The organism is [Pseudomonas] carboxydohydrogena, from assembly GCF_029030725.1.
Lineage (GTDB): Bacteria > Pseudomonadota > Alphaproteobacteria > Rhizobiales > Xanthobacteraceae > Afipia > Afipia carboxydohydrogena.
Genome location: NZ_CP113162.1, coordinates 1325476 through 1351064, shown reverse-complemented (window position 1 = coordinate 1351064; position 25589 = coordinate 1325476). Strand labels below are relative to the sequence as shown.

The window sequence follows — 25589 nt, the reverse complement described above, 5'->3', positions numbered from 1 at the left end:
GCGGCCGACCTTCGCGGACCATACGCGATCAGTCGTCGTCCGCAATCTTGTCGAAGAAAGAATAACGCAGGCTGTCGGAGTCCGCGTACCAGTCGCCCGGCCCCTTGCCCGCCTTGAGGGTGGCCTCCCAGACCTGATCGGTCCGGTCGTCCCGATGCGCGGACAGATCAAAACCGTTGCCGAAGAACAATTCCGACCATTCCCACCAGGTGCCGAGCTTCTTGACGCCGCGCAGCAGGTCATAGCGATCGATCAGCGCGGGCGCCATGTCGCTCGTCACCGAACCGAACACGAATCCGGTCTTCACCACGCGGTTGATTTCGCGAATGCCCTTCACGACCTGTTTGTCGGAGAGATGACACAGGCTGGTCTCGAACACGAAGTCGAACGAGTCGGCCTTGAACGGCAGTTTGGTCACGGTGCCGAGCTTGTTGTATTTCCGCAGCGCCTTCGGCGTCCTGGCGTGGATGGAACGGTTGTTCTCGATGCCCCAGGCGTCAACGCCACGCTCGCGCAGCGCACCGACCAGTTCGCCGCTCGCAGAGCCCGCGATGAGCAGCCGGTAGCCTTTCTTGGGCCGCCACACGATCCGGATCATCTCCATCAGGTAATCGGGATCGGTGAATTTCTGCCAGACTTCCGAATAAGGCCCGGCATTGCGATAGTTCTCGAAATAGGCGCGGTCGATCTTGTCGGACGGCACGTTGCCGGTTTCGCCGCGCTCATAGCGCAGCTTCATCATCTCGGTGGTGATGATGTCGGTCGCGGCGTCGGAAGAATCGAGCAGGCCGTTGAGGGTCGAGTCGAACAGATAGTCGCCGACCACGACAAAGCCCGGATGCTCGTAAGGCTCGGGCCGATGGTTGGTCATCACGTCGCGCACCGGCAAGCCGCCGGGAATGCAGTTCACCGACGACAGCCAGCGGTGAATCTTGCCCTCGATGAAATGCGGGCGAACCTTGCCGAAAGAAGCCGGCAACGACTTGAGCGCGGCATCGATCAGTTCCTCGTCCGAGAGGTTGGCGTAAGCCAGCGCATCCGAGCCCGCGATCAGCCAGTTCAGCACGCCGTTGCGGCCGACATCGTGGCGCGCGCCCTCCACGTAGATGCAGCAGCCGCCGAAGGCCTCCGACATCCACCACGCACCCGGCACCTTGTCGCCCCAGAACGGTTCATCGAACAGAATCGACACCCGCAGGTAATGCGCCGGACGGTCGAAATAGGCGATATGCCGCACCATCGAATGGCGCAGCAACTCCCCTTCCCAGCGCATCGTCGCCAGCCAGGAATGCGGCAGGCACATCAGCACGAGGTCGAATTCCTTCGTCACCGCCGCCTTGCCGTTCATCATCTCGACGGCGTACTTGCCGGAATCGGCCTTGCCGACCTTGAGCACGCGATGGTTGAGGTTGATTTCGGCGTCGATCTCGCTGCGCAGGCTGTGGATCAACTGCTCGTTGCCGTTCTGGATCGAGTACAGGCCGATATAGCCCTCGATATCCATCACGTAGTTCTTCAGGGCGTTGAGGCCGTTGGTGTTGTGGCTCTCGGTCGCGATATCGGAGCGCGCCATCACCTTGATGAAGCGCTTGGCGATGGGGTCGGCCACCTCCTCGTCGAGCACATCTTCCGCGCTCTTGAGCGCCCAGGGATGTTCGTTGTCGTGCGCGCCGACGCCTTCGTAATATTCGATCGGCGAAACCAGACCGGTACAGCGCTTGCGGAAATTGGCGATCGCGTTCGCGGTCTCGGGACCGTATTTGCGGCGCATGCCCGGAATGTCGTCGAGCAATTCGCCATCGAGCTGAATCTGCTCGGCATCCATCGGCACGGTCTGCAATCCGAAATGCTGGATCAGCTCGCGCAGCGGATCGGGACCCGTCATCGAATAGTCATAGATTTCGGCGACGCCCGCCTCGTAGATCGCGGCCGATGAATCGAATTTTCCGGTCTGGATTTTGCCGCCAAGACGGTTCGAGGCCTCGAAGATCGAAACCCGGCACAACGGGCCGAGCTTCTTCTTCAGGTACCAGGCCGACATCAGGCCGCCCGGGCCACCCCCGATAATCGCAAGATTGATCATTTCCGCGCTATTCGTCCCGCCACCGGCCGGTCGTATGCCAGCCTAACATCAAAATAGACAAAGCCTTTTTCCCCTGAAAGGTAGATGAACAAAACCCGGCTCGGCAACCAAAACCGCCCCGTTCCGCCGAAAGAATAGGTTCTTTTTCAATACGATCCTTGCGCGCGGGCAACGAACGGACTGGGCCGCGCCCGCATGGACCGGAAACTGAGACAAGCCGCCGCGAACTGCCCGCGCATCGCAGCAAAAAGGCCGCCCGAAGGCGGCCTTTTCAAGAGGTGAGCGGGGCGAGCCGTTACTCCGCCGGCGGCAATGCCAGCGGCTCGCTTTCCGGCGCGGCCGGAGGCGTCGCGATCGCCGCCTGCTTCTCGCGCTCGTCCAGGATCAGCTTGTCGCGCTTGGTCGCGACTTCGCGGATCTTGGCCATCGAGGCGCCGGTGCCCGCCGGGATCAGGCGACCGACGATGACGTTCTCCTTGAGGCCCTCGAGCGGGTCCACCTTGCCGTTGACGGCGGCTTCGGTGAGCACGCGGGTGGTCTCCTGGAACGACGCCGCCGAGAAGAACGAGCGGGTCTGCAACGAGGCCTTGGTGATGCCGAGCAGCACCGGGGTTCCGGTCGCGGGCTTCTTGCCCTCTTCCTTCGCCTTGGCGTTGTTCTGGTCGAACTCGATCTTGTCGACCTGTTCGCCCGAGATCATGTCGGTGTCGCCCTGGTCGGTGATCTCCACCTTCTGCAACATCTGACGGACAATCACCTCGATGTGCTTGTCGTTGATGAGCACGCCCTGGAGCCGGTAAACTTCCTGGATTTCGTTGACCAGATAGGCAGCGAGTTCCTCGATGCCCTTGATCGCCAGAATGTCGTGCGGCGCCGGATTGCCCTCGACGATGAAATCGCCCTTTTCGACGATGTCGCCGTCCTGCAAGTGGATGTGCTTGCCCTTCGGGATCAGGTACTCGCGCGGCTCCTCGGTCTTGTCGGTCGGCTCGATCGAGAGGCGGCGCTTGTTCTTGTAATCCCGTCCGAAGCGGATCGTGCCGGCGGTCTCCGCGATGATCGCGGCGTCCTTCGGCTTGCGGGCTTCGAACAGTTCGGCCACGCGCGGCAGACCGCCCGTGATGTCGCGGGTCTTGGCGCTCTCGGTCGAGATACGCGCAAGGATGTCGCCCGGCTTCACCGTCGCGCCGACGTCCACCGAGAGGATGGCGTCAACCGACAGCATGTAGCGGGCATCGCCGCCACGCGCGAGCTTCAGCACCTTGCCGTCCTTGCCCTTGACCACGATGGCCGGACGCAAATCCGCACCACGGCTGGTCGAGCGCCAGTCGATGACGATGCGCTTGGCGATACCGGTCGACTCGTCGAGCGTCTCGGAGATCGACTGGCCTTCGACCAGATCCTCGAACCCGATGGTGCCCTCGACTTCGGTGAGAATGGGACGGGTATACGGGTCCCACTCCGCGATGCGCTGGCCGCGCTTGACCATATCGCCCTCGTCGACCCACATGCGCGAGCCGTACTGGATACGATGGGTCGCGCGCTCGGTGCCATCGGCATCGACGATCGCAACAACCATGTTGCGGACCATCGCGACCTTGGCGCCTTCCGAGTTGGTAGCGATCGCCTTGTTCCTGATGACGATCTTGCCGTCGAAGTTCGACTCGACGAACGACTGCTGGTTGATCTGCGCAGCGCCGCCGATGTGGAACGTACGCATCGTGAGCTGCGTGCCCGGCTCACCGATCGACTGCGCGGCGATGACGCCGACAGCTTCACCGTGGTTGACCGGCGTGCCGCGCGCGAGGTCGCGGCCGTAGCACATCGCGCAGATGCCGTTGACCAGTTCGCAGGTCAGTGCGGAGCGGATTTTCACCTCCTGCACACCACCGCGCTGGATGGCATCGACGTGGCTCTCCTCCATCAGAGTGCCGCGCTTGACGATGACCTTGTTGGTCGACGGCTCGCGGATATCCTCGCCCGCGGTGCGGCCAAGGATGCGTGAGCCGAGCGAAGCCACCACGGTGCCGGCGTCCACGATCGCCCGCATCTTGATGCCGAGATTGGTGCCGCAGTCGGTTGCATTGATGATGCAATCCTGCGCCACGTCGACCAGACGGCGGGTGAGGTAACCGGAGTTCGCGGTCTTCAACGCGGTGTCCGCGAGACCCTTGCGGGCGCCGTGGGTCGAGTTGAAGTATTCGAGAACCGACAGACCTTCCTTGAAGTTGGAAATGATCGGCGTCTCGATGATCTCGCCCGACGGCTTGGCCATCAGGCCGCGCATGCCGGCCAACTGGCGCATCTGCGCCGGCGAACCACGCGCACCGGAGTGAGCCATCATGTAGATCGAGTTGATCTGAGCCTCGCCGCCCTTCGGATTCTTCTTCACCGACGAGATTTCCTTCATCATCTCGTCAGCGATCTTCTCCGTGGCCTTGGACCAGGCGTCGACCACCTTGTTGTACTTTTCGCCCTGAGTGATCAGGCCGTCATTGTACTGCTGCTCGAATTCCTTCGCCATCGAGCGGGTGTCGTCCACGACCTTCCACTTGCCGTGCGGCACGACCATGTCGTCCTTGCCGAACGAGATGCCCGCCTTGAAGGCGTTGTGGAAGCCGAGCGCCATGATGCGATCGCAGAAGATCACAGTCTCCTTCTGGCCGCAGTGACGATACACCGTGTCGATCACGCCCGAGATTTCGCGCTTCGTCATCAGCTTGTTGACGGCGTCGAACGGAACCTTCGGATGCTTCGGCAGCACCTGACCGAGCATGACGCGGCCGGCGGTGGTCTCGTAGATCTTCGAGATCGGCTTGTTGTCCTCGCCGACCCCATTCCACCGATACTTGATCTTCGTATGCAGGTGGATGACCTTCGAGAACAGCGCGTGCTCGATCTCCGCCATGTCGCGGTAGACCTTGCCTTCGCCGGCGAGGCCTTCGCGCAGGATAGAGAGATAATAAAGACCAAGCACGATGTCCTGCGACGGCACGATGATCGGCTGACCATTCGCCGGGTGCAGGATGTTGTTGGTCGACATCATCAGCACGCGCGCTTCCAGCTGTGCTTCAAGCGACAGCGGAACGTGCACGGCCATCTGGTCGCCGTCGAAGTCGGCGTTGAACGCGGCGCAGACCAGCGGGTGAAGCTGGATCGCCTTGCCCTCGATCAGCGTCGGCTCGAATGCCTGAATGCCGAGGCGATGCAGCGTCGGCGCGCGGTTCAGCAGCACCGGATGCTCGCGAATGACTTCGTCGAGGATATCCCAGACCTCGGGACGCTCCTTCTCGACGAGCTTCTTCGCCTGCTTCACGGTGGTGGACAGACCCTTGGCGTCGAGCCGCGAGTAGATGAACGGCTTGAACAGTTCGAGCGCCATCTTCTTCGGCAGGCCGCACTGATGCAGCTTGAGTTCGGGACCGACCACGATGACCGAACGGCCGGAGTAGTCGACGCGCTTGCCGAGCAGGTTCTGACGGAAGCGGCCCTGCTTGCCCTTGAGCATGTCGGCGAGCGACTTCAGCGGACGCTTATTGGCGCCGGTGATGACGCGGCCACGGCGGCCGTTGTCGAACAGCGCGTCCACAGCTTCCTGCAACATGCGCTTTTCGTTGCGGATGATGATATCCGGCGCGCGCAGCTCCATCAGCCGCTTCAGACGGTTGTTGCGGTTGATGACGCGGCGGTACAGGTCGTTGAGATCGGAGGTCGCGAAGCGGCCGCCGTCGAGCGGTACCAGCGGACGCAGGTCCGGCGGAATCACCGGCACGACCGTGAGGATCATCCACTCCGGCTTGTTGCCCGAGTTGCGGAAGGCCTCGACGATCTTCAGGCGCTTGGCGAACTTCTTGTGCTTGATGTCGGAGTCGGTTTCCGCCATGTCGGCGCGCAACTGCGCCTCGAGCTTCTCGAGGTCGAGACCCCGCAGCAGCTCGCGGATCGCTTCCGCACCGATCATCGCGGTGAAGGAATCCTGGCCGTATTCGTCCTGCGCCTTCAGATACTCTTCTTCGGACAGGAGCTGACGGTCCTTGAGCGCGGTGAGGCCCGGCTCAAGCACGACGTAATATTCGAAGTACAGAATCCGCTCGAGGTCCTTCAGCGTCATGTCGAGCAGAAGGCCGATGCGGCTCGGCAGCGACTTCAGGAACCAGATGTGCGCAACCGGCGCAGCCAGTTCGATGTGGCCCATGCGCTCGCGCCGGACGCGCGACAGCGTGACTTCGACCGAGCACTTTTCGCAGATGATACCCTTGTACTTCATCCGCTTGTACTTGCCGCACAAGCACTCGTAATCCTTGATCGGCCCGAAGATGCGCGCGCAGAACAGGCCGTCACGCTCAGGCTTGAACGTGCGGTAGTTGATGGTTTCCGGCTTTTTGATCTCGCCGTACGACCACGACAGAATCTTCTCCGGCGACGCGATCGAAATCCGGATCTGGTCGAAGACCTGGGCCGGCGTCGTCGGGTTGAAAAGATTCATAATCTCTTGGTTCATCGTCTTCTCCTTGCGTGCCGATCGTCACCGGCAGCGAATTCGAGAATGTCTCGTCAGCTCGTGCGCCTCGCATCCTGAGGGAGCGAGGCGCGAATGCCCGGCCGGGAGGCCGGGCAGATAATTTCCGTTACTCGGCCGCCTCGGACGTCGGCGCCGGGCCCATCTTGGAATTGTGCAGGTCGACGTTGAGGCCGAGCGAGCGCATTTCCTTGACCAGCACGTTGAACGATTCGGGGATACCCGCCTCGAAGGTGTCGTCGCCACGCACGATGGCCTCGTACACCTTGGTGCGGCCCGCGACGTCGTCCGACTTCACGGTCAGCATTTCCTGCAGCGTGTAGGCCGCGCCGTAAGCTTCGAGCGCCCAGACCTCCATTTCGCCGAAGCGCTGGCCGCCGAACTGCGCCTTGCCGCCCAGCGGCTGCTGGGTGACGAGCGAGTACGGACCGATCGAACGCGCGTGGATCTTGTCGTCCACGAGATGGTGCAGCTTGAGCATGTAGATGTAGCCCACCGTCACCTTGCGATCGAACTGGTCGCCGGTACGTCCGTCATAGACGGTCGACTGGCCCGACTTGTCCACGCCGGCAAGCTCCAGCATGTCCTCGATGTCCTTCTCCTTGGCACCGTCGAAGACCGGCGTCGCAATCGGCACGCCCGGCTTCAGGTTACGGCCCAGTTCAAGGAGCTCGTTGTCGTTCAGCGACTTCACGACTTCGTCGTCGCCGTACACTTCCTTCAGCGTGCTCTTGAGCGCCTTGGTGTCGGACTTGCCTTCACCCTTGGCGAGATAGGCATCAACCGCCTGCCCGATCCGCTTGCCGAGACCGGCACACGCCCAACCGAGATGCGTCTCCAGAATCTGGCCGACGTTCATGCGCGAAGGCACGCCCAGCGGGTTGAGCACGATGTCGGCATGGGTGCCGTCCTCAAGGAACGGCATGTCCTCGATCGGCACGATCTTGGAAACGACGCCCTTGTTGCCGTGACGGCCGGCCATCTTGTCGCCCGGCTGGATCTTGCGCTTCACCGCGACGAAGACCTTGACCATCTTCATCACGCCCGGAGGCAGTTCGTCGCCGCGTTGCAGCTTCTCGACTTTGTCGAGGAAGCGCTGTTCGAGGCCCTTCTTCGATTCGTCGTACTGCTTCCGCATGGCCTCGATTTCGGCCATCAGCTTGTCGTTCGGCGAAGCAAACGCCCACCACTGCGAACGCGGATACTCCTCGAGCACCGCGCGGGTGATCTTGGTGTCCTTCTTGAAGCCCTTCGGGCCAGCGATGCCCTGACGGTTTTCCAGAAGGTCCGCGAGGCGGCCATAGACGTTGCGGTCGAGGATCGCCTGTTCGTCGTCGCGGTCCTTGGCGAGGCGTTCGATTTCCTCGCGCTCGATCGCCAGCGCACGCTCGTCCTTATCGACGCCGTGACGGTTGAACACGCGGACTTCCACGATGGTGCCCTGCACGCCCGGAGGCACGCGGAGCGAGGTGTCGCGAACGTCGGATGCCTTTTCACCGAAGATGGCGCGCAGCAGCTTTTCTTCCGGCGTCATCGGGCTTTCGCCCTTCGGGGTGATCTTGCCGACCAGGATGTCGCCGGCGCGGACTTCCGCGCCGATGTAGACGATGCCGGCTTCGTCGAGGTTCTTCAGCGCTTCTTCCGAGACGTTCGGAATATCGCGGGTGATTTCCTCGGGGCCGAGCTTGGTGTCGCGGGCCATGACTTCGAATTCCTCGATGTGGATCGAGGTGAAGACGTCGTCCTTGACGATCCGCTCGGAGAGCAGGATCGAGTCTTCGAAGTTGTAGCCATTCCACGGCATGAACGCGACGAGCACGTTGCGGCCGAGCGCGAGTTCGCCGAGGTCGGTCGACGGACCGTCCGCGATGATGTCGCCCTTCTTCACCACGTCGCCTACCTTCACCAGCGGGCGCTGGTTGATGCAGGTCGACTGGTTGGAACGCTGGAACTTCATCAGGCGATAGATATCGACGCCCGACTTGGTCGGATCGAGATCTTCGGTCGCGCGGATAACGATACGGGTCGCGTCGATCTGGTCGATCACGCCGGTCCGGCGAGCCGCGATCGCAGCGCCCGAGTCGCGTGCAACCACGCCCTCCATGCCGGTGCCGACGAACGGCGCTTCGGCACGCACCAGCGGCACGGCCTGACGCTGCATGTTCGAACCCATCAGCGCGCGGTTGGCGTCGTCGTTCTCGAGGAACGGGATCAGCGCCGCGGCGACGGAGACGAGTTGCTTCGGCGACACGTCCATGTAATCGACGCGATCCGGCGTGAGCTGGATCACTTCGCCCGCATGACGGCAGATCACGAGGTCTTCGGTGAAGCGGCCACGGTTGTCGAGCGGCACGTTGGCCTGCGCGACGCGGTAGCGGCCCTCTTCCATCGCCGAGAGGTACACGACCTCGTCGGTGACGCGGCCGTCCTTCACCTTGCGGTAAGGCGTCTCGACGAAACCGTACTTGTTCACGCGCGCGAAGGTCGCGAGCGAGTTGATGAGACCGATGTTCGGACCTTCCGGCGTCTCGATCGGGCAGATACGGCCGTAATGCGTCGGATGCACGTCGCGCACTTCAAAGCCGGCGCGCTCGCGAGTCAGGCCGCCCGGTCCAAGCGCCGAGAGACGGCGCTTGTGGGTGATCTCGGACAGCGGATTGGTCTGGTCCATGAACTGCGAGAGCTGCGACGAGCCGAAGAACTCGCGCACCGCGGCGGCGGCGGGCTTCGCGTTGATCAGGTCCTGTGGCATCACGGTGTCGATATCGACGCTCGACATGCGCTCCTTGATGGCACGCTCCATGCGCAGCAGGCCGACGCGATACTGATTTTCCATCAGTTCGCCGACCGAACGCACGCGGCGGTTGCCGAGATGGTCGATGTCGTCGATCTCGCCCTTGCCGTCGCGCAGGTCCACCAGCGTCTTGATGACGGAGAGGATGTCTTCCTTGCGCAGCGTGCGATGGGTGTCCGGCGCGTCGAGTTCGAGGCGCATGTTCATCTTCACGCGGCCCACGGCCGAGAGGTCGTAGCGCTCGGAATCGAAGAACAGCGACTGGAACATGTTCTGCGCGGAGTCGAGGGTCGGCGGCTCACCCGGACGCATCACGCGATAGATGTCGAACAGCGCGTCCTCGCGCGTGACGTTCTTGTCGGCGGACAGCGTGTTACGGATATAGGGGCCGACATTGACGTGGTCGATATCGAGGATCGGCAGATCCTTGTAGCCCTGCTCGATCAGCGCCTTGAGGCCCTTCTCGGTGATCTCCTCGCCCGCTTCGGCGTAAATCTCGCCGGTCTTCGGGTTGACGAGATCTTCGGCGAGGAACGTGCCGACGAGATCGGCATCGCTCATGCGCAACGCCTTGAGGCCCTTCTCCTGCAACAGGCGAGCCTGGCGCACGGTGAGCTTCTTGCCGGCCTCGAGCACAACCTTGCCCGAATCCGCATCGACGAGATCGGTCGCGGCCGAATAGCCGCGGAAACGGTCGGCCGAGAACGGCACGCGCCAGCCGTCCTTGGCGCGCTTGTACTGAATCTTCTTGTAGAAGGTGGACAGGATTTCTTCGCCGTCGAGGCCAAGGGCCAGCATCAGCGAGGTCACCGGAATCTTGCGGCGGCGATCGATGCGCGCGAACACGATGTCCTTGGCGTCGAACTCGATGTCGAGCCACGAACCGCGATACGGAATCACGCGCGCGGCGAACAACAGCTTGCCCGAGGAATGGGTCTTGCCCTTGTCGTGGTCGAAGAACACGCCCGGCGAACGGTGCATCTGCGAGACGATGACGCGCTCGGTGCCGTTGACGATGAAGGTGCCGTTCATCGTCATGAGCGGAATGTCGCCCATGTAGACGTCCTGCTCCTTGATGTCCTTCACCGACTTCGCGCCGGTTTCCTCGTCGATATCGAACACGATGAGACGCAGCGTCACCTTCAGCGGCGCGGCGAAGGTCATGCCGCGCTGGCGGCACTCGTCGACGTCATACTTCGGAGCCTCGAATTCGTAGCGCACGAATTCGAGCTGCGAGGTGCCGGAGAAATCGTTGATCGGGAACACCGACCGGAACACAGCTTGCAGACCTTCGTCCAGCCGTCCGCCCTGAGGCTCGTCGACCATCAGGAACTGGTCGTAGGATGCCTTCTGAACCTCGATCAGGTTCGGCATCTCCGCGACTTCCTTGATGTGTCCGAAGAACTTGCGAACACGCTTGCGACCGGTGAAAGTTTGCTGCGACTGCGCCATCGTGGCCTCTCATTTCGCCGCCTTGACCGGCGGCATTCCCCGGACCGCGGCTGCGCACCGCGTTCCGGCTTGAATTTCAAAACCGTCCCGGTCGCGCGCGTTGCCGCGCCGCATCCCAGGACGCAAAATGACGTGCGAAACGCTCGGCGCGTTTGCCCGTCAACCAAACCCTAAATTCTCGAACAGCCCGAAATAGCTTTCGCTCTCCGACGCCTTAGTCCCGTAACCCATGGTGGCCGGGACACCTTTCGTGCTCCCACCTATGTGGTGGGTTTTTGCAGCTTTTCGAGGGATACCTCCCCGAACCGCCACACATTGTCGTGTCCGGACCGGCCCGCGAACGGACCGGCCCGGACAAGATTGTCGTATTACTTGAGCTCGACCTTGGCGCCGACCTTCTCGAGGGTCGCCTTGATCTTCTCGGCTTCGTCCTTGGCAACGCCTTCCTTGAGCGGCTTCGGCGCGCCTTCGACGAGGTCCTTGGCTTCCTTGAGGCCCAGGCCGGTGATGGCGCGGACTTCCTTGATGACCTCGATCTTCTTGTCGCCGGCCGCAGCCAGAACGACCTGGAACTCGGTCTTTTCTTCAGCAGCGGCGGCACCGGCACCGCCAGCGCCCGGAGCGGCAGCAACCGCCACGGCGGCGGCGGCGGAAACGCCCCACTTCTCTTCGAGGAGCTTCGCGAGCTCGGCAGCCTCGAGCACGGTCAGGCTCGAGAGGTCGTCCACGATCTTCTGCAAATCAGCCATTGTAGTTTTCCTTCAGCGTATCAGTTCGAACCAGTTGAAATGGAGAATGGCATCACGCCGCTTCACCCTTTGAGGCATAAGCCTGAACAACGCGCGCGACCTTCGCCGCGGGAGCGTTGGCGAGCTGAGCGAGCTTGGTTGCCGGCGCCACCAGGAGGCCGACAAGTTTGCCGCGCAGTTCGTCGAGCGACGGCAGCGAGGCAAGCGCCTTCACCGCGTCGGGATTCAGGACAGTCGTTCCCATCGCGCCGCCAAGAATGACGAACTTTTCGTTCGCCTTGGCGAATTCGACGGCAATCTTCGGCGCTGCGACCGGATCGTTCGAAGTGGCGATCACGGTTGGCCCCTTGAGAAGGGAGCCAATGGAGGCAACGTCCGTGCCCTCAAGAGCAATTTTGGCGAGACGGTTCTTCGAGACCTTCACCGAGGCGCCAGCCTGCTTCATCTGCGAACGCAGAGTCTGCATCTGGGCAACGGTCAGGCCGGAATAATGAGCGACGACCGCAACGCCCGTGGACTTGAAAGTCCCCTTCAGCGCGTCGACCGCCTCTTTTTTTGCCGCTCGTTCCACAGCAAGCTCTTTCCGGTTGGCGGCCTTTGCTCGGAAGCAGGACCGCCGGGTTGCACCGATCGTCCTGCCCAGCTCGGGTCTCGAGACTCAAATCAATCTCTCGACACGTCAGGGCCTGACGACATTGACAGCCTGCCCTCTCGTCAGGCCGCCTGCGCGAACCTTCCGAGGTGTCGAGGTCGAACCAAATCAGCTGCCCGCCGTTGATGCGGGAATGCAAATCCGGTCTTCACCCGTCTGTGCAGGAAATTAAGCGAAGCCCTTCAAAAGAATGGGCAAGGCACCCGCAGTCTTGGACAGGATTCGAAGCCACGATCCATCGGGATGCGGCCCCTGCCGCCTTCCAAAATCATACCGACAGTCGTCCTTTTCCGGGTCGAACAAGCCATGCGGATTGATCGACGAGGAATGAACTCCTATTGATGGGTTTTTCGGAAAGCAAACACGGACGCGCCAGCGACAGCCAGCACGCCCGGAAAGGAATGTTTAACGAGTCCCGGCCGCTTTGCCAAGCGGATTCTGGGTTCCGAAAGCAGGTTTCGGGCCAGCAACGGGCGCTTCAGAGGCTTTCTCGGAAGACAATCATACCGCCCGAAATTCTGCTCTCCAAAAGCAAAAGGCGGAGCGGATTTGATCCGCCCCGCCCCGCAATCTTTATCGGCAAATCCCGATCAGGAATTCAGGCTGCCCGGCTCGACCTTGACGCCGGGGCCCATGGTCGAGGACACCGCGACGCGCTGGATGTAGGTGCCCTTGGCACCCGCCGGCTTGGCCTTGGCGACCGCATCCGCGAGCGCCTTGACGTTCTGGACGAGCTTCTCTTCCGAGAACGACGCCTTGCCGACGCCGGCCTGAACGATGCCGGCCTTTTCGACGCGGAACTCGACCGAGCCGCCCTTGGCGCCCTTCACGGCCGCAGCGACGTCCATGGTCACGGTGCCGATCTTCGGGTTCGGCATCATGCCGCGCGGGCCGAGCACCTTACCGAGACGGCCGACCAGCGGCATCATGTCCGGGGTGGCGATGCAGCGATCGAACTCGATCTTGCCGCCCTGCACGATCTCGACGAGGTCTTCAGCGCCGACAACGTCGGCGCCCGCAGCCTTGGCTTCATCCGCCTTGGCGCCACGCGCGAACACGCCGACGCGCAGCGTGCGGCCGGTGCCGTTCGGCAACGTGACGACGCCACGCACCATCTGGTCGGCATGACGCGGATCGACGCCGAGGTTGATGGCGATTTCGATGGTCTCGTCAAACTTCGCGTGCGCGCGTTCCTTGACCATCTTGATGGCGTCCGCGATCGGGTAGAGCTTTTCGCGGTCGATGCCCTCACGGGCCTTCACGAGCTTCTTTCCAAGTGCCATGACCCGTTACCCCGCCACTTCCAGACCCATCGAACGGGCAGAGCCCTCGACCATCTTCATGGCCGACTCGACGGTATCGCAGTTGAGATCCTTCATCTTCTTCTCGGCGATCTCGCGCACCTGCGCCTTGGTCACCTTGCCGGCCTTGTCGCGGCCCGGCGCCTTCGAGCCGGACTGGATCTTCGCTGCCTGCTTGAGGAAGAAGGACATCGGCGGCGTCTTCATCTCGAAGGTGAAGGAACGGTCCGCGTAAATGGTGATGACCACCGGGATCGGGGTGTTCTTTTCCATCTTCTGGGTCTGCGCGTTGAACGCCTTGCAGAACTCCATGATGTTCAGACCGCGCTGACCAAGCGCGGGGCCGATCGGTGGCGACGGGTTCGCCGCACCGGCCGGCACCTGCAATTTCAGGTATCCGGTCACTTTCTTTGCCATGCTCAACTCCTTCAAATGGCCCGGACCATTCCGGGCCTTCTTGAGGAACCGTGGTCCGGTTTCGCAGGTGACTGGCGATCACCTGCCCCCTTCCACGGGTCTTGCGGAGCGGCGAACCGCTCCGATCACGATCAGACCTTCTCGACCTGACCGAATTCCAGTTCGACCGGCGTCGCGCGGCCGAAGATCGACACCGCGACCTTCACGCGCGAACGCGCATCGTCCACTTCCTCCACCACGCCGGAGAACGACGCGAACGGACCATCCGCCACGCGGACGTTTTCGCCGACCTCGAACGACACGGAGGTCTTCGGCCGCTCCACGCCTTCCTGCACCTGATGCAGGATGCGCATCGCTTCGGCTTCCGAAATCGGCATCGGCTTGTTTTCCGCGCCGAGGAAACCCGTCACCTTCGGGGTGTTCTTGATGAGGTGGAACGCCTCGTCGGTCAGGTTCATCTTCACCAGCACGTAGCCGGGGAAGAACTTGCGCTCGGTATCGACCTTGCGGCCGCGGCGCACTTCCGTGACCTTCTCGGTCGGAACCAGCACCTGCTCGAACAACTCCTCGAGGCCGCGTTGCTTGGCCTGCTCGCGAATCGACTCGGAGACCTTCTTCTCGAAATTCGAGTAGGCGTGAACGATGTACCAGCGCATGCTCATGTGTCAGTTCCAGCCGTCGCTAGCGAATGCCGAGGACGAACGTAATCAACATCCGGATCACCTGATCCGTGACGAAAAAGAAAATCGACGAAACCACCACCAGCACGAACACCATCACGGTCGTGATCATGGTCTCGCGGCGGGTCGGCCAGACCACCTTGGAGGTCTCGGAACGAACCTCTTGCAGGAATTTGAACGGGCTGAACGCCATCGTCTCTGTATCCACTCGCGTCTAATAAAGTGTCGGGCCAGTTGCGTTCCGGACAGACGTTCGCGCCGCCCAACCCTCGTTTGAAGGATGAGCCGCCAAACAGGCTTGCGCGGGCTCGATTGTCCGGGGAGATAAAGCCGCGCCGGATATCCGTTGAACGGGCCGGCAGCAGGTAGCGCTATCTACTGCGGACCGGCCATCAGGTCAAGGTGCCAGCGGCCCTGCCCGCCCCCGACCTGGACCCGTAAATCCCGTCACGGCCTCATGTTTCAGATAAAGCCGAAACGGTCTCCTTCCAGCCAGATGCAGGTCAGGCGGCCGGAGGAAAAGGCCCTTGTGTCGATATTGATCCGGTTCGGCCTGATTTCCGGTTCCGTCGCGGGCGTGTGGCCGTGGATGATGAGTTTCTCGAACAGCCCTTCATGATTCAGGAATTCATGCCGGATCCAGGTCCGGTCCGCCACCGATTGCGCCTCCAGCGCGACCCCCGGCCGCACCCCCGCATGGACGAAATACAGATCGCCCGCCGCGTGGGAGATGGCGAGATTGCAATAGAAATCGCGGTGGCTGCCGGGCAGCACGCGTTCGAACGTATTGGCCAGCTGCAATGCCTCCGCCGGGTCCGGCTCGGGCGACGACGCGATGCCGTAGGACGCCAGCGTGTCGAGGCCACCGACCGAACGCCAGGCCGGCATCAGCTTCGGGTTCTGCGGAAAATCCAGGAGAAGCACCTCGTGATTGCCGCACAGAAAAACACACCGCTCCCGGTTTCCGAGTTCGATCAGCGTCTCGACCACTCCGCGCGAATCCGGGCCACGGTCGATGTAGTCGCCGATGAAGATGCGCAGCGCCTCGACGCCGGGACGCGCGGCAAGATCGGCCTCGATCGCCGCGAGCCTGTCCCGCAGAAGATCGTTGCAACCGTGGATGTCGCCGATCGCGTAGATGCGCACACCCTCAGGCGCGCGAAATCCGGAGGGAATGAACTCTGCTGAAACCGTCATGGCAATTTTCCCGGTCTGCTGGCCGGCCAGCAATCCGTATAGAGGATTCATGCGACGCAGATATCAAGTCTGCATAAGGCATAAAAAATCCCGCTGCGGTGAGCGGGATGATCGTCTCTTATCGTCTTAAATCTTAAAGACTGGCAGGGGCGGCAGGACTCGAACCTGCGACCCTCGGTTTTGGAGACCGATGCTCTACCAACTGAGCTACACCCCTACAGGCGGTTGTCTATAGCCGACCGCTTGGCGTTCGTCACGCCCTTCTCGCCGGATATTTCCGACGCCTTTTCCGGCGGATAACGCGGCTTGACTCGCCCTGCCCCTGCTTCCTTAATGAATCCAGCCCATGAGACCCTTCGCGAAATCGGGAACCACGGCTTGAGACGCTTTTCCTCCATGCGCCGCATGTCGCTGGTCTACCGCCTCCTGTCGCTGGTGCTGGTCGCCTGCCTGCCCGGTCTCGCCGCCCTGATCTACTCCTCGCTCGATCTGCGCGATTCCCGCTATCAGGACGCCAACGCGGAGGCGTTGCGCAACGCGCATTTCGCCGTATCCGAGATGGAGCAGATCTTCGAAGGCATCAAGGGCGTGCTGCACGCGGTCGGCCAGGCGTCGGAAATTCGCGGCGGCGGATTCGCCGCCTGCCAGCAATATCTGGCGCGCGTGCGGACCAAACTGCCGCCGCTGACTTCCATTGTCGTCATCGAGCCGGACGGAGAACCGCGCTGCTTCAGCGAGGGCGGCGTTCCGGCCGTCAATCTCGGCGACCGCTATTATTTCCGCGAGGCCCTGAGCACGCGGCAGTTTTCTGTCGGCGATTACACCATGAGCCGCTTGTCCGGCCGCCGCATCATTCCGGTCGTGTTGCCGGTCGTGACCGGCGATCACATCGATTTCGTCGTCGGCGCCGGCGTCAATCTCGAATGGCTCGGCCGGCAATTGCGCGAGCGGGGGCTCGCGCCAGGCAGCGCGGTGACCGTGGCGGACCGCAACGGCATCATCATCGCACGCGAACCCGATCCGGAAAAATTCATCGGCACGAGCTTCCCGACGCCATACATGTACCTGCTCTCGGCGCTGCCCGGCACGGCGGACATCCGCAGCCGCGACGGCATCGACCGGATCGTCGGCTACATCCCCGCTCCCTACACATCGTTCGGGCTTTATGTGTCGAGCGGCATCGCGCGCGCGGAGGCGCTGGGGCCGATCGACCGCGCGCTGCGCAGCAGCGTGCTGCTGTTCGTGCTCGGCAGCGCGGCCGCGTTCCTGCTGGCGTGGCTCGTCGGCGACAGCATCATCCGCCGGCCCCTGATGCAGATGGTCGCCACGGCGGAAAGCTGGCGGCGGGGGCAGGATGGCGTCCGCAACCGGCTCGACGGGCGCAACGACGAGATCGGCGTGCTCGGCCAGACCTTCGACAGCCTGATGGACGAAAACGCGCGGCGCGAGGACGAGCGTGAGGAATCCGAGGCGCGGCGCGAAATTCTCGTCCACGAGCTTGCGCACCGGGTCAAGAACACGCTCGCCACCGTGCAATCCATCGCATCCATGAGCTTTCGCACCAATCAGGGGACGGAGGCGCTGCGTAATTTTCATGAACGGCTGCAAGCGCTGGTGCGCAGCCACGATCTTCTGACGCGACATAACTGGCAGCACGCCGACCTGCGCGAGGTTGCCGAAGCTGCGCTTGCGCCCGCGCGCGAAGATCTCGCGCACCGTTTCACGCTCTCGGGACCACCGGTCGATCTGCGCTCCGCCATCGTCGTGCCGACCGCCATGATCTTTCATGAGCTGTGCACCAACTCGATGAAATACGGCGCGCTTTCCAACGACACCGGCCATGTCGAGGTGCGATGGACCAAGGAAGCCGTCGAGCACGGCAATCTGATCTGCATGAGCTGGAGCGAGCGCGGCGGACCGCCGGTGAAGGCCCCGGAGCACGAAGGCTTCGGCACCCGCCTCATCACCAGTCTCACCGGACAGATGGGCGGCGGCTACGAGGTGCACTATGCCGTGTCCGGCATCGTCTGCGACATCCGTCTTGTGACACGCCCGGACGCCGCGCCGGAACAGGATGCCTAGATCCTTTTCGCGACGCGGGCGACATCAATCCGCCGACGTAAAACCTTCACGATCCGGCGGCTTCGCATCCGCCGCCGGGTCGCTCAGGCGATCGTGGTCACGCCCGTCCGCGGATCGCGCGCCAGACAAAGATCAGGATACAGGCACCGATGAATCCGGCGATGAGATAACCGACCCACCCGCCCAGCGCGATACCGAACAGTCCCAGAAGAAAATTCGCCAACGCCGCGCCGACGATGCCGAGTACGATATTCATCAGGATGCCGGTCCCGCTCTTCATGAACATCTCGGCGAACCAGCCAGCCAGCCCGCCTACGATGATAGCCGCAATCCAACCCATTTCAGCGCCTTGCATTGCCTTGCTCCTTCAGTGTGTGAACGAGAATCCGAGCTTTCGCCGACCAATAATCCTTGGCAATTGCGCACATCCTCCGGTCCACAGCGAATAATGCATGCAACTGCGTCACGGCCCCGTGACGATAGAATATCACATCAAAGTGCTACACTCGTTATGTTGGCAACATTCGGGATTAGGTCATGGAACAGATTTTAATCAATCTTGTGGCGGGTGCTCTCGGCGGCAATGCCGCGGGTAAGGCTTCTCCGACATTCGATCTCGGCACTCTCGGCAATACCATCGCGGGCCTGGTCGGCGGCGGCGTGCTCGGCCAGATCATCACGATGGCATGGCCGGCAGTGGCGGCATCACTCCAGAGCGGCAATTTCGATGTCGGCTCGATTCTGACGCAGGTTGTCGGCGGCGGCGCGGGTGGCGCGATCCTCACCGCGATCGTCGGCGCGATCAAGAACCGTTCAGCCGCATGATATTGCGAGGGCGCCGCATGCGGCGCCCTCGTCTCCCGACCGGCAAGCCTTTCCGGCCGTGACAAAATTACGGGCCGCAATTTTTAGGCGCTGACAACGCCAATGCGCGGTTGCGCGCGCGATCCGAATCGAAGGCAATGCTCGCCTGTTCATTCGCGAGCCAGCCGCATGAAATCGCTGATCACGGGCCTGGTCTTGTTGTTCCTTGGCTTCCGGCGCGGCCTTCGCGATCCGGAATTCCGAGCCATCGTATTTCTACTGCTGGTCGCCACCCTGATCGGGACATTGGTGTTCCGATCCGTGGAGGGATGGTCCTGGCTTGATGCGGCCTATTTCAGCGTGGTGTCGCTCACGACCGTGGGCGACGCCAATCTGGCGCCGAGCGCCGCGGTGACGAAGATATTCGCCATGGCGTTTTCACTGGTGGGCATAGGCCTGATGCTGGCGTTCATCTCTCGCCTGACATCGTTCCGGGATGAGGCATCGGACGACACCGATTGATCCGCCGGCATCCCAAATGGCTTTAACTTCAATCGGTTGAGTTTTCGCGGCGGCTGTTGAGGCCCGTCTGTAGCCGTGCTAGTTCATCGGCAGCGCGGGTGTAGCTCAATGGTAGAGCAGCAGCCTTCCAAGCTGAATACGAGGGTTCGATTCCCTTCACCCGCTCCAGTTTCACATTCCACGAATGATGCGGCCCACGCTCATGGGCCTTTCTGCATCCGGCCGCGGCCAATAAAAAACGCTCGCGGAAATTCACTTTCCGCGAGCGTTTTCAGTATGGTGGGGGAAGAAGGACTCGAACCTTCGAAGCCATACGGCGGCTGATTTACAGTCAGCTCCCTTTGCCACTCGGGACACTCCCCCGGAATTCGGTGTCATCAGGCCTGTCCGCCGCGAGGCAGTCGGGCAATCCAGAGTGACATTGAAAAGCGAGCCCGTTCACGGGCACCCGGTCGGCGGCGTTTATGAGGGAAGCGACGGGGGAAAGTCAACCAAGGCGACAGCTTATTTCCCCGATCCTGAATCCTTAAAAAGTCCAGTGCTGGCTTGAGGATCGCCCGAATCGGCGGCTTCCCGATTGCCTTGCAGGAACCTGCGTGAGACAAGCGCGCCATGGCCAGCCATGACTCATTCTCCCGCTTCAAGGGCTCGAACCGCACGCCCCAGCGCGGCCGCGGCGGCCCGCCGCATCGGCGGAACCGGGAGGACCGCGACGGGCCGGCGATTCTCTACGGCTGGCACACCGTCACTCTGGCGCTGGCCAACCCGAAGCGGAAAATCCGCAAGCTGTTCGTCACGGAAAACGCGCTGCGGCGGCTTGAGGAAGACAACATCCCCCTCAACAGGCTCACCCCCGAGGTGGTGCGCCCCAGCGTGATCGACCAGCGGCTCGGCCCCGACGCCGTGCATCAGGGCCTGCTGGCGGAAGCCGATCCCCTGCCCGCGCTCGACATTTCAAAACTGCCGCAGGACGGCATCGTGCTGGTGCTCGACCAGATCACCGATCCGCACAATGTCGGCGCGATCCTGCGCTCGGCGGCGGCGTTCGCGGTGAAAGCCGTGGTGACGACGGCGCGTCACAGTCCCGAAGCCACCGGCGTGCTGGCGAAATCCGCCTCCGGCGCGCTTGAGATGGTGCCGCTCGTGATCGTGCAGAACCTCGCGCGCGCGCTGAACGAGATGAAGGAGCACGGCTTCCTCACCGTCGGGCTCGACAGCGAGGGCGGCACCAATCTCGCGGAGACGGAATTGCGCGCGCCCCTCGCGCTCGTGCTCGGCGCCGAAGGCAAGGGCTTGCGGCAACTGACGCGGGAAACCTGCGGCACAGTGGCACGGCTCGACATGCCGGGCGAGATCAAGAGCCTGAACGTCTCGAACGCCACCGCGCTCGCGCTCTACATCGGCGCATCGCGGCTCGGCTTGATGAAATAGCATCCAGAAATTTTTGACGCGTTTTCTTCACGCGAACCGGTTTCCATCCTCGGGTCAAGCCCGAGGTCATGCTTCGCTTGAAAACGCTTTAGAAAAAAATTTCGCTCCCCTCAGCGTCACGCGGAAAGGAGCGAAACCAGATCAGCCACGATCGATGGATTACATCTTGTTCGGATGCGCGTGAGCGTTGCCGCGCACGACCTTCTCGCCGGCCGGATGGCCCGTGTAGTAGTAATGGGTGCGCGGCTTCACACCGCGATTGGGCTGGCGGACATTCGTGCGCTGATAGCGCGCGCGATGATGGTGACGCCAGCGGTAGCTGTACACACGCGGACCCTGGATATAGGCGCCGTCATAGTAATGATGCGACGCATGCGCGTACGGGCCGCCATTGTAGCCGTAGTAATACGGCCGATTGTAAGCCGCCCAGCCCGACACCGAGCGCTCCTGATAGGTCGGCACCGGCGCGATGTCGCCCGGTCCCGTATAGGTCGGACCCTGATTGACGTAGTAATATTGCGGGCCTGCATCGAGGTTCGGCAATTGCTCGCGGACGGTCACGCCGCAACCGCTCGCGACATAACCGCACCCATAGGCCGTCGCGCCCGACGTGAACAGACCGCCGCCGCAACCGTTGTAGCAGGCCATCGCCGGAACGGCGCTGACCATCGCCCCGATCATCGCGGCGAGACCCAGAACCTTGAAACGCACACGCACTCTCCTGTCAGTCAATGTTGTGTTTTTAATTTCTGAATTGCCGATACGGCTCCGGGGCGACGATCACCGCCGGTGGATTTTCCGGCACCGGCTGCAAGGCTGGAGGCGCGGATTGCGCCGACCATGACTGGTGATAGCTTTCCGCGGGCTGCGGCAATTTGCGGTTCGCCGGAGGTTGAATTTCAAGCCGGCCATAACCGGGACGGCGGCCGAGCGATGGATAATAGTGGCCGACCGGCGGCGCCTCGTAGCGATCCCATCCGCCATAGACCGTCGGCTGCACATGGACGCCGCGCGACAATCCCCAGTCGCCTTCGACCATCGCGTAGGTCGCATCGCGTCCGTTGATCATCACCGGAACGCCGGGTTTGCCCGGAACGGCGATCACGCCACCGCTATCCGCAAGCGCAAGCACCGTGCTGCCGACCAGAACCGCGAGCGAGACGACAATACGCATCAGAGCAACCTTCCGGATTCGCCTCGATCCTAGTTCAGCCGCCGCCGCCATAAGTTAAGAGGCGGACGCGATCGCGCGGTAAGGCTAACGCGCAAGACCCGGTTCGCGTTCAATTGCAGCAATCGGGGCCTAAAATAGGAATAAAAAGAGCGGTTAACGAAAGAAAAAATGCAGCGGGCGCGGGACTGCGCCAGCCGCTGCCCCGCCCGATGCTCCTGCGGCCAGCGGCGCAACGCGCGCCTCGCAATCGTGGCGGCGTTTAATCCGCACTTTCACGATTCCGGTAACAGGCTGTTCAGCATCGCTCTGAACGCTCGATTCAAGGATGGCGGGCTAAAGCTACAGACGAAAATCCGGGGAATGGGACAAAGGACCACGAGGGGAATGGAAGCAGGCACCGTCTTTACGACCGTATCTCTGATGATCATCGCCAATGCCTGCGTCCTGAGCGTGGTCTCCCGCGACCTGCCGCCTGCGTTGCAGCCAGCCGCAAGGTCATGGCAGATCGGCACCGTCCTGATCGCGGGTGGATGCGCCGTGTTCGCATTCGGCCATCCGTTGCCCCGGCCTGTGATGCTTGTCAGCGCCAACGCCCTGATGGCGCTCGGTCTCACCGCCTATTACGCGGCCGTTCAACAATTCTATGGGGAGCGCCCCAAAGCGTGGCAGCTTCTCCCGGCAATCGTCACCACCACCGGCGTTCTCTGGTTCTCTGTCGTCCATCCCAGTTTTCAGATCCGCGTGGTGATCGTTTCCATCGCATGGGCCTGGCTGATGGGCGCCAGCATATGGACTCTGCTGTTCAAGTCCGCCGACGACACTTCGCTCAGCCGGAGAATCCTGATCGGCCTCTTCGCAATGGGAGTGGCGTACGGCTTCGGACGATTCGTGATTTATCTTCTCATGGACATCGACCGCGACTTCGCGGTGGAGAGCGGCACCAACTGGCTGAACCTGCTGTCGCCGATCGTGATGACGTTGCTGCCGGTCGTCGGCACGACCGCTTTTCTGCTGATGTGCTCGGATTATCTGAGACGCAGGCTGGAGGTCGCCGCATCGACGGACTATCTCACCGCCCTGCCGAACCGCAGAATGCTGGCGCGCAGCGGCGCAAAACGCTTCCGGGAAGCCAGACTCAACCGTTCCGGTTTTGCCGTCGCCGTGATCGACATCGATCATTTCAAGGCCGTGAACGACACCTACGGCCACGACGTGGGAGATCAGGTTCTGGTCAAGGTCGCGGACATCCTGCGGGGGCACAGCCGGAAGAACGATATCGTCGCGCGCAGCGGCGGCGAGGAATTCACCGTCCTGCTCGATGCCGCACATCCTCTCACGGCTGTCGATGCCATCGAACGCATGCGTGTCGCGGTCGCTCGATCACGTTTCACCGCGGGCTCCATCGGAATTCCCGTCACCGTCTCGGCGGGCGTGGCGACCTGTCTGGACACCGACATTGCATACGAGGATACGTTCCGCCGCGCCGATCAGGCGCTGTATCGCGCCAAGGAATCCGGACGCAATCGCACCGAGACCGCGACCGTGCCTCTCATTGAAGAACAGGGCGCTTCCCTGGCCCCGGCCTTGCTTCCTGACACCAGCCAGAAAGTCTGATTTGATCCGGGGATGGCCCGTCGATACGGAAGGCGACACCCATGAACAAGATCCGCCCTCTCGCGCTGCTGATCGCCCTGACCTCGAGCGTTCCTGCCTTCGCCGCCGGCTACGCGCCGCTCGATTGCGCCAAGGCCGCGACGGCAAGCGAAAAGACGATCTGTTCCAGCTACCGCCTCGGTCAGGCCGAGGCGCGCATGGCAACACTGTATCAATGGGCGACGTCATTCGTGGCCATGGGCCAGCGCGGCGTCATTCAGGATGCCCAGAGCGCTTTCATCAAAAAGCGCGAAGCCTGCGGCGCCGATGCCAAATGTATTCAGGACAATACCGACGCGCGGATCAAAGAGCTGGAAGCGGTGATGGACAACGTGAAACGGCACGGTCCGTTTTAACTAAAACGTCGCACACCGAGCCCGCCCGGCAGCTTCGGGCCAAGAAATGCCTGCTGGACGGCTTGTCCCGTCCGCATGACGCTGGTAGCTGTTGCCCCATCGCCGGCGTAGCACAGCGGTAGTGCAGCGGTTTTGTAAACCGAAGGTCGGGAGTTCGATCCTCTCCGCCGGCACCACAATCTCCCTGTCATTTTTTAAAGAGCCCAGCCGGACGTTTTGCACAAACGGTCCACAGACCCGCTGTGAATAGCGGGCAAAAGTCACGGATGTGCCGAACCGCCTCATGGCTGTCCGACTTGGGAGTTATCAACAGCTCAACGTGGTGAGATGGGGGTGACCCGATGGCGTCTTCAGAATTTTCGGCCGACCGCTACGATCTGCTGATCGACGAAACCATTGCGAGTTGCGACGGCAATCTGCGCAGCGCCGTGCGTGCGCTCCTGATCGCCAATGAGCACCTCGAAACCGAAAACTCCCAGTTGAAGTATTACGTCGATATCTCAACCCGCATCGAAGCCGCGAATCAAGGCTACCTCAACTGAGGCACCCCGCTCCCGCGTCTGCCTTACATATATGACCACAGGCAGAGCGTGTTCGCGACGACCGCAAAGGTCAGGACGAGTGTAAGGGCACGATCCATCATGGCTGTTCGCTCGGCAGTCTCGGGGCGAGAATCGCCCTTATCGATGCCGGATTTGAAGGAGATTCGGGGATAGAGTCCCGCGCTTTGTTTTTGCGCGGATATCTTGCGAAAAAACCGGTTCCGAGTCCGTCTGCCGATTCTCGGAACGGACCACCCTCTCAATTCATCCAGACAATGCCGCCATTGAGCGTCGCCGCGTAGGCGACCCATGCGAGATACGGCGCCAGCAGCCACGCCGCGATACGATCCACCCGCACGCTCATCACCATCGTCAAAGCGATCGCGGCCAGCAGCAATACGATGTCGATCAGCGCCGCGCGCGTCGCATGCGCCCCGAAGAACAGCGGCGACCATGCCGCGTTGAGGGCAAGCTGAACGAGAAACAGCGCGATCGCCCGGTTGCGCGCCGATGATGGCGCGGCCTTCTCCCACAGCCGCCACAGCGCCACCGCCATCAAGGTATAGAGAGCGGTCCAGACGATCGGGAAAAGCGACGGCGGCGGCGTCCATGACGGCTTCGCAAGATCACTATACCAGCCCGCGATCTGCGGCCGCGTCACGATGCCCTGCACGGCGGCAATGCCGAGACACAGCACCAGACAGGCCGCCAGCCGAGTGGTCGTCCGGAACTGCATCGCGAGCTCACCGTGTCAGTTTCTCCAACTCGGGAAACGGCGCATAGTTCGCCCCCGCGCAGATCTCGCCCGGCTTCTCGATCAGGCGATCGAGACGGCCGTCGATGTACAGCGCCGCGCGGTCGCGCATCGGCGTATAGTGGCCGCCGAAATCCTTCGCGCTGTAGCGCAGACAAGTGACGTAACGCTGCCGTCCGCCAACCTCGCGCTGGACGGGTTCCGCGATCGCCGCGCTGCGCACGTTGGTCGGGTCGTTCAGGTAGGTGTGCAGGAATGCGAGCAATTCGGGGCGATAATTCTTCGGAAACGGCTGATCGCTGACGCCGCGGTCCGCGGTATAAGTCACACCATCATAATCCGCGCTGCCGAACGCACAGCCGCCGAGCATGAGAGCGACAGCAAATAGCGGCATGGCAACGCGCATGACGCGGCCTGCCGCTGTCTC

At 62.2% G+C, this 25589-nt stretch carries 22 protein-coding genes and 4 tRNA genes; 9 read left to right on the top strand and 17 right to left on the bottom strand.

All coding sequences use genetic code 11. The features are described from left to right. Positions 1-28 precede the first annotated feature (28 nt). From AFIC_RS06605 to AFIC_RS06555, 11 genes are all read right to left on the bottom strand, one after another. On the bottom strand, positions 29-2083 hold the full coding sequence (locus AFIC_RS06605) for an FAD-dependent oxidoreductase (protein WP_275248341.1): 2055 nt from the start codon (positions 2081-2083) through the stop codon (positions 29-31). A gap of 295 nt (positions 2084-2378) precedes the next feature. Next, complete coding sequence (gene rpoC, locus AFIC_RS06600; protein ID WP_275248340.1) at positions 2379-6584, bottom strand: DNA-directed RNA polymerase subunit beta'; 4206 nt, start codon at positions 6582-6584, stop codon at positions 2379-2381. Between the two features lie 127 nt (positions 6585-6711). After that, positions 6712-10848, bottom strand: a complete 4137-nt coding sequence (gene rpoB, locus AFIC_RS06595) for a DNA-directed RNA polymerase subunit beta (protein ID WP_275248339.1) — start codon at positions 10846-10848, stop codon at positions 6712-6714. Between the two features lie 368 nt (positions 10849-11216). Then, a complete protein-coding gene (gene rplL / locus AFIC_RS06590; RefSeq protein WP_002715357.1) occupies positions 11217-11597 on the bottom strand; it encodes a 50S ribosomal protein L7/L12 in 381 nt (126 codons plus the stop codon). Positions 11598-11649: 52 nt separating this feature from the next. Continuing rightward, positions 11650-12168 (bottom strand): 50S ribosomal protein L10, encoded by a 519-nt coding sequence (rplJ, locus tag AFIC_RS06585; protein WP_275248338.1) that lies wholly within the window; start codon positions 12166-12168, stop codon positions 11650-11652. Between the two features lie 671 nt (positions 12169-12839). Then, entirely contained in the window at positions 12840-13532 is a 693-nt protein-coding gene (rplA, locus tag AFIC_RS06580; protein ID WP_275248337.1) for a 50S ribosomal protein L1, read from the bottom strand. 6 nt (positions 13533-13538) lie between these two features. Further along, positions 13539-13967 carry a 50S ribosomal protein L11 gene (rplK, locus tag AFIC_RS06575; RefSeq protein ID WP_009341073.1) on the bottom strand — a complete coding sequence of 143 codons (429 nt, stop codon included), beginning with the start codon at positions 13965-13967 and terminating at the stop codon, positions 13539-13541. Positions 13968-14098: 131 nt separating this feature from the next. Next, on the bottom strand, positions 14099-14629 hold the full coding sequence (nusG, locus tag AFIC_RS06570) for a transcription termination/antitermination protein NusG (RefSeq protein WP_002715351.1): 531 nt from the start codon (positions 14627-14629) through the stop codon (positions 14099-14101). A gap of 19 nt (positions 14630-14648) precedes the next feature. Next, positions 14649-14840, bottom strand: a complete 192-nt coding sequence (gene secE / locus AFIC_RS06565; RefSeq protein WP_275248336.1) for a preprotein translocase subunit SecE — start codon at positions 14838-14840, stop codon at positions 14649-14651. 269 nt (positions 14841-15109) lie between these two features. Continuing rightward, positions 15110-15844 (bottom strand): metallophosphoesterase family protein, encoded by a 735-nt coding sequence (locus AFIC_RS06560; protein ID WP_275248335.1) that lies wholly within the window; start codon positions 15842-15844, stop codon positions 15110-15112. Positions 15845-15985: 141 nt separating this feature from the next. Further along, a tRNA-Trp gene (locus AFIC_RS06555) sits at positions 15986-16061 on the bottom strand. A 179-nt stretch (positions 16062-16240) separates the two neighbouring features. Between AFIC_RS06555 and AFIC_RS06550 the strand changes: the two genes are divergently transcribed. Continuing rightward, the gene (locus tag AFIC_RS06550) at positions 16241-17926 is read left to right on the top strand and encodes an HWE histidine kinase domain-containing protein (protein WP_420833382.1); all 1686 of its coding nucleotides are present in this window, start codon (positions 16241-16243) and stop codon (positions 17924-17926) included. Between the two features lie 97 nt (positions 17927-18023). Here the strand turns inward: AFIC_RS06550 and AFIC_RS06545 are convergent, their stop codons facing one another. Further along, on the bottom strand, positions 18024-18281 hold the full coding sequence (locus AFIC_RS06545; protein WP_275248333.1) for a GlsB/YeaQ/YmgE family stress response membrane protein: 258 nt from the start codon (positions 18279-18281) through the stop codon (positions 18024-18026). A gap of 182 nt (positions 18282-18463) precedes the next feature. Between AFIC_RS06545 and AFIC_RS06540 the strand changes: the two genes are divergently transcribed. The 3 genes from AFIC_RS06540 to AFIC_RS06530 all read left to right on the top strand — a co-directional run bounded on the left by AFIC_RS06540 (position 18464) and on the right by AFIC_RS06530 (position 19420). Then, on the top strand, positions 18464-18751 hold the full coding sequence (locus AFIC_RS06540) for a hypothetical protein (protein ID WP_275248332.1): 288 nt from the start codon (positions 18464-18466) through the stop codon (positions 18749-18751). Positions 18752-18919: 168 nt separating this feature from the next. Beyond that, complete coding sequence (locus AFIC_RS06535; protein ID WP_275248331.1) at positions 18920-19252, top strand: potassium channel family protein; 333 nt, start codon at positions 18920-18922, stop codon at positions 19250-19252. Positions 19253-19346: 94 nt separating this feature from the next. Continuing rightward, positions 19347-19420, top strand: a tRNA-Gly gene (locus tag AFIC_RS06530). Positions 19421-19529: 109 nt separating this feature from the next. On the opposite strand, the gene AFIC_RS06525 is transcribed toward AFIC_RS06530, so the two are convergent. Next, positions 19530-19615: transfer RNA gene (locus AFIC_RS06525), tRNA-Tyr, on the bottom strand. 249 nt (positions 19616-19864) lie between these two features. Here AFIC_RS06525 and rlmB point away from each other — a divergent pair. After that, positions 19865-20683 carry a 23S rRNA (guanosine(2251)-2'-O)-methyltransferase RlmB gene (gene rlmB / locus AFIC_RS06520; protein WP_275248330.1) on the top strand — a complete coding sequence of 273 codons (819 nt, stop codon included), beginning with the start codon at positions 19865-19867 and terminating at the stop codon, positions 20681-20683. A gap of 159 nt (positions 20684-20842) precedes the next feature. Here rlmB and AFIC_RS06515 read toward each other — a convergent pair whose 3' ends face one another. Continuing rightward, positions 20843-21394, bottom strand: a complete 552-nt coding sequence (locus AFIC_RS06515) for a hypothetical protein (protein ID WP_275248329.1) — start codon at positions 21392-21394, stop codon at positions 20843-20845. Between the two features lie 31 nt (positions 21395-21425). Then, positions 21426-21857 carry a hypothetical protein gene (locus AFIC_RS06510; RefSeq protein WP_275248328.1) on the bottom strand — a complete coding sequence of 144 codons (432 nt, stop codon included), beginning with the start codon at positions 21855-21857 and terminating at the stop codon, positions 21426-21428. Between the two features lie 384 nt (positions 21858-22241). Here AFIC_RS06510 and AFIC_RS06505 point away from each other — a divergent pair, with 384 nt between their 5' ends. From AFIC_RS06505 to AFIC_RS06490, 4 genes are all read left to right on the top strand, one after another. Beyond that, positions 22242-23471: a GGDEF domain-containing protein gene (locus tag AFIC_RS06505; RefSeq protein WP_275248327.1), complete on the top strand. Its 1230-nt coding sequence runs from the start codon at positions 22242-22244 to the stop codon at positions 23469-23471. A 41-nt stretch (positions 23472-23512) separates the two neighbouring features. Beyond that, entirely contained in the window at positions 23513-23866 is a 354-nt protein-coding gene (locus tag AFIC_RS06500) for a lysozyme inhibitor LprI family protein (protein ID WP_275248326.1), read from the top strand. A gap of 101 nt (positions 23867-23967) precedes the next feature. Next, positions 23968-24042, top strand: a tRNA-Thr gene (locus AFIC_RS06495). A gap of 165 nt (positions 24043-24207) precedes the next feature. Then, positions 24208-24408 (top strand): hypothetical protein, encoded by a 201-nt coding sequence (locus AFIC_RS06490; RefSeq protein WP_275248325.1) that lies wholly within the window; start codon positions 24208-24210, stop codon positions 24406-24408. Between the two features lie 259 nt (positions 24409-24667). Here the strand turns inward: AFIC_RS06490 and AFIC_RS06485 are convergent, their stop codons facing one another. Then, the gene (locus AFIC_RS06485; protein WP_275248324.1) at positions 24668-25144 is read right to left on the bottom strand and encodes a TspO/MBR family protein; all 477 of its coding nucleotides are present in this window, start codon (positions 25142-25144) and stop codon (positions 24668-24670) included. A gap of 7 nt (positions 25145-25151) precedes the next feature. Continuing rightward, complete coding sequence (locus AFIC_RS06480; RefSeq protein ID WP_275248323.1) at positions 25152-25556, bottom strand: hypothetical protein; 405 nt, start codon at positions 25554-25556, stop codon at positions 25152-25154. Between the last annotated feature and the right edge of the window lie 33 nt (positions 25557-25589).

What these genes read in the sequence shown, in the direction of transcription:
- AFIC_RS06605 (WP_275248341.1), bottom strand. Translation starts at nt 2,083, where the DNA reads ATGATCAATCTTGCGATTATCGGGGGTGGCCCGGGCGGCCTGATGTCG.
- rpoC (WP_275248340.1), bottom strand. Translation starts at nt 6,584, where the DNA reads ATGAACCAAGAGATTATGAATCTTTTCAACCCGACGACGCCGGCCCAG.
- rpoB (WP_275248339.1), bottom strand. Translation starts at nt 10,848, where the DNA reads ATGGCGCAGTCGCAGCAAACTTTCACCGGTCGCAAGCGTGTTCGCAAG.
- rplL (WP_002715357.1), bottom strand. Translation starts at nt 11,597, where the DNA reads ATGGCTGATTTGCAGAAGATCGTGGACGACCTCTCGAGCCTGACCGTG.
- rplA (WP_275248337.1), bottom strand. Translation starts at nt 13,532, where the DNA reads ATGGCACTTGGAAAGAAGCTCGTGAAGGCCCGTGAGGGCATCGACCGC.
- rplK (WP_009341073.1), bottom strand. Translation starts at nt 13,967, where the DNA reads ATGGCAAAGAAAGTGACCGGATACCTGAAATTGCAGGTGCCGGCCGGT.
- nusG (WP_002715351.1), bottom strand. Translation starts at nt 14,629, where the DNA reads ATGAGCATGCGCTGGTACATCGTTCACGCCTACTCGAATTTCGAGAAG.
- secE (WP_275248336.1), bottom strand. Translation starts at nt 14,840, where the DNA reads ATGGCGTTCAGCCCGTTCAAATTCCTGCAAGAGGTTCGTTCCGAGACC.
- AFIC_RS06560 (WP_275248335.1), bottom strand. Translation starts at nt 15,844, where the DNA reads ATGACGGTTTCAGCAGAGTTCATTCCCTCCGGATTTCGCGCGCCTGAG.
- AFIC_RS06550 (WP_420833382.1), top strand. Translation starts at nt 16,241, where the DNA reads ATGCGCCGCATGTCGCTGGTCTACCGCCTCCTGTCGCTGGTGCTGGTC.
- AFIC_RS06545 (WP_275248333.1), bottom strand. Translation starts at nt 18,281, where the DNA reads ATGCAAGGCGCTGAAATGGGTTGGATTGCGGCTATCATCGTAGGCGGG.
- AFIC_RS06540 (WP_275248332.1), top strand. Translation starts at nt 18,464, where the DNA reads ATGGAACAGATTTTAATCAATCTTGTGGCGGGTGCTCTCGGCGGCAAT.
- AFIC_RS06535 (WP_275248331.1), top strand. Translation starts at nt 18,920, where the DNA reads ATGAAATCGCTGATCACGGGCCTGGTCTTGTTGTTCCTTGGCTTCCGG.
- rlmB (WP_275248330.1), top strand. Translation starts at nt 19,865, where the DNA reads ATGGCCAGCCATGACTCATTCTCCCGCTTCAAGGGCTCGAACCGCACG.
- AFIC_RS06510 (WP_275248328.1), bottom strand. Translation starts at nt 21,857, where the DNA reads ATGCGTATTGTCGTCTCGCTCGCGGTTCTGGTCGGCAGCACGGTGCTT.
- AFIC_RS06505 (WP_275248327.1), top strand. Translation starts at nt 22,242, where the DNA reads ATGGAAGCAGGCACCGTCTTTACGACCGTATCTCTGATGATCATCGCC.
- AFIC_RS06500 (WP_275248326.1), top strand. Translation starts at nt 23,513, where the DNA reads ATGAACAAGATCCGCCCTCTCGCGCTGCTGATCGCCCTGACCTCGAGC.
- AFIC_RS06490 (WP_275248325.1), top strand. Translation starts at nt 24,208, where the DNA reads ATGGCGTCTTCAGAATTTTCGGCCGACCGCTACGATCTGCTGATCGAC.
- AFIC_RS06485 (WP_275248324.1), bottom strand. Translation starts at nt 25,144, where the DNA reads ATGCAGTTCCGGACGACCACTCGGCTGGCGGCCTGTCTGGTGCTGTGT.
- AFIC_RS06480 (WP_275248323.1), bottom strand. Translation starts at nt 25,556, where the DNA reads ATGCCGCTATTTGCTGTCGCTCTCATGCTCGGCGGCTGTGCGTTCGGC.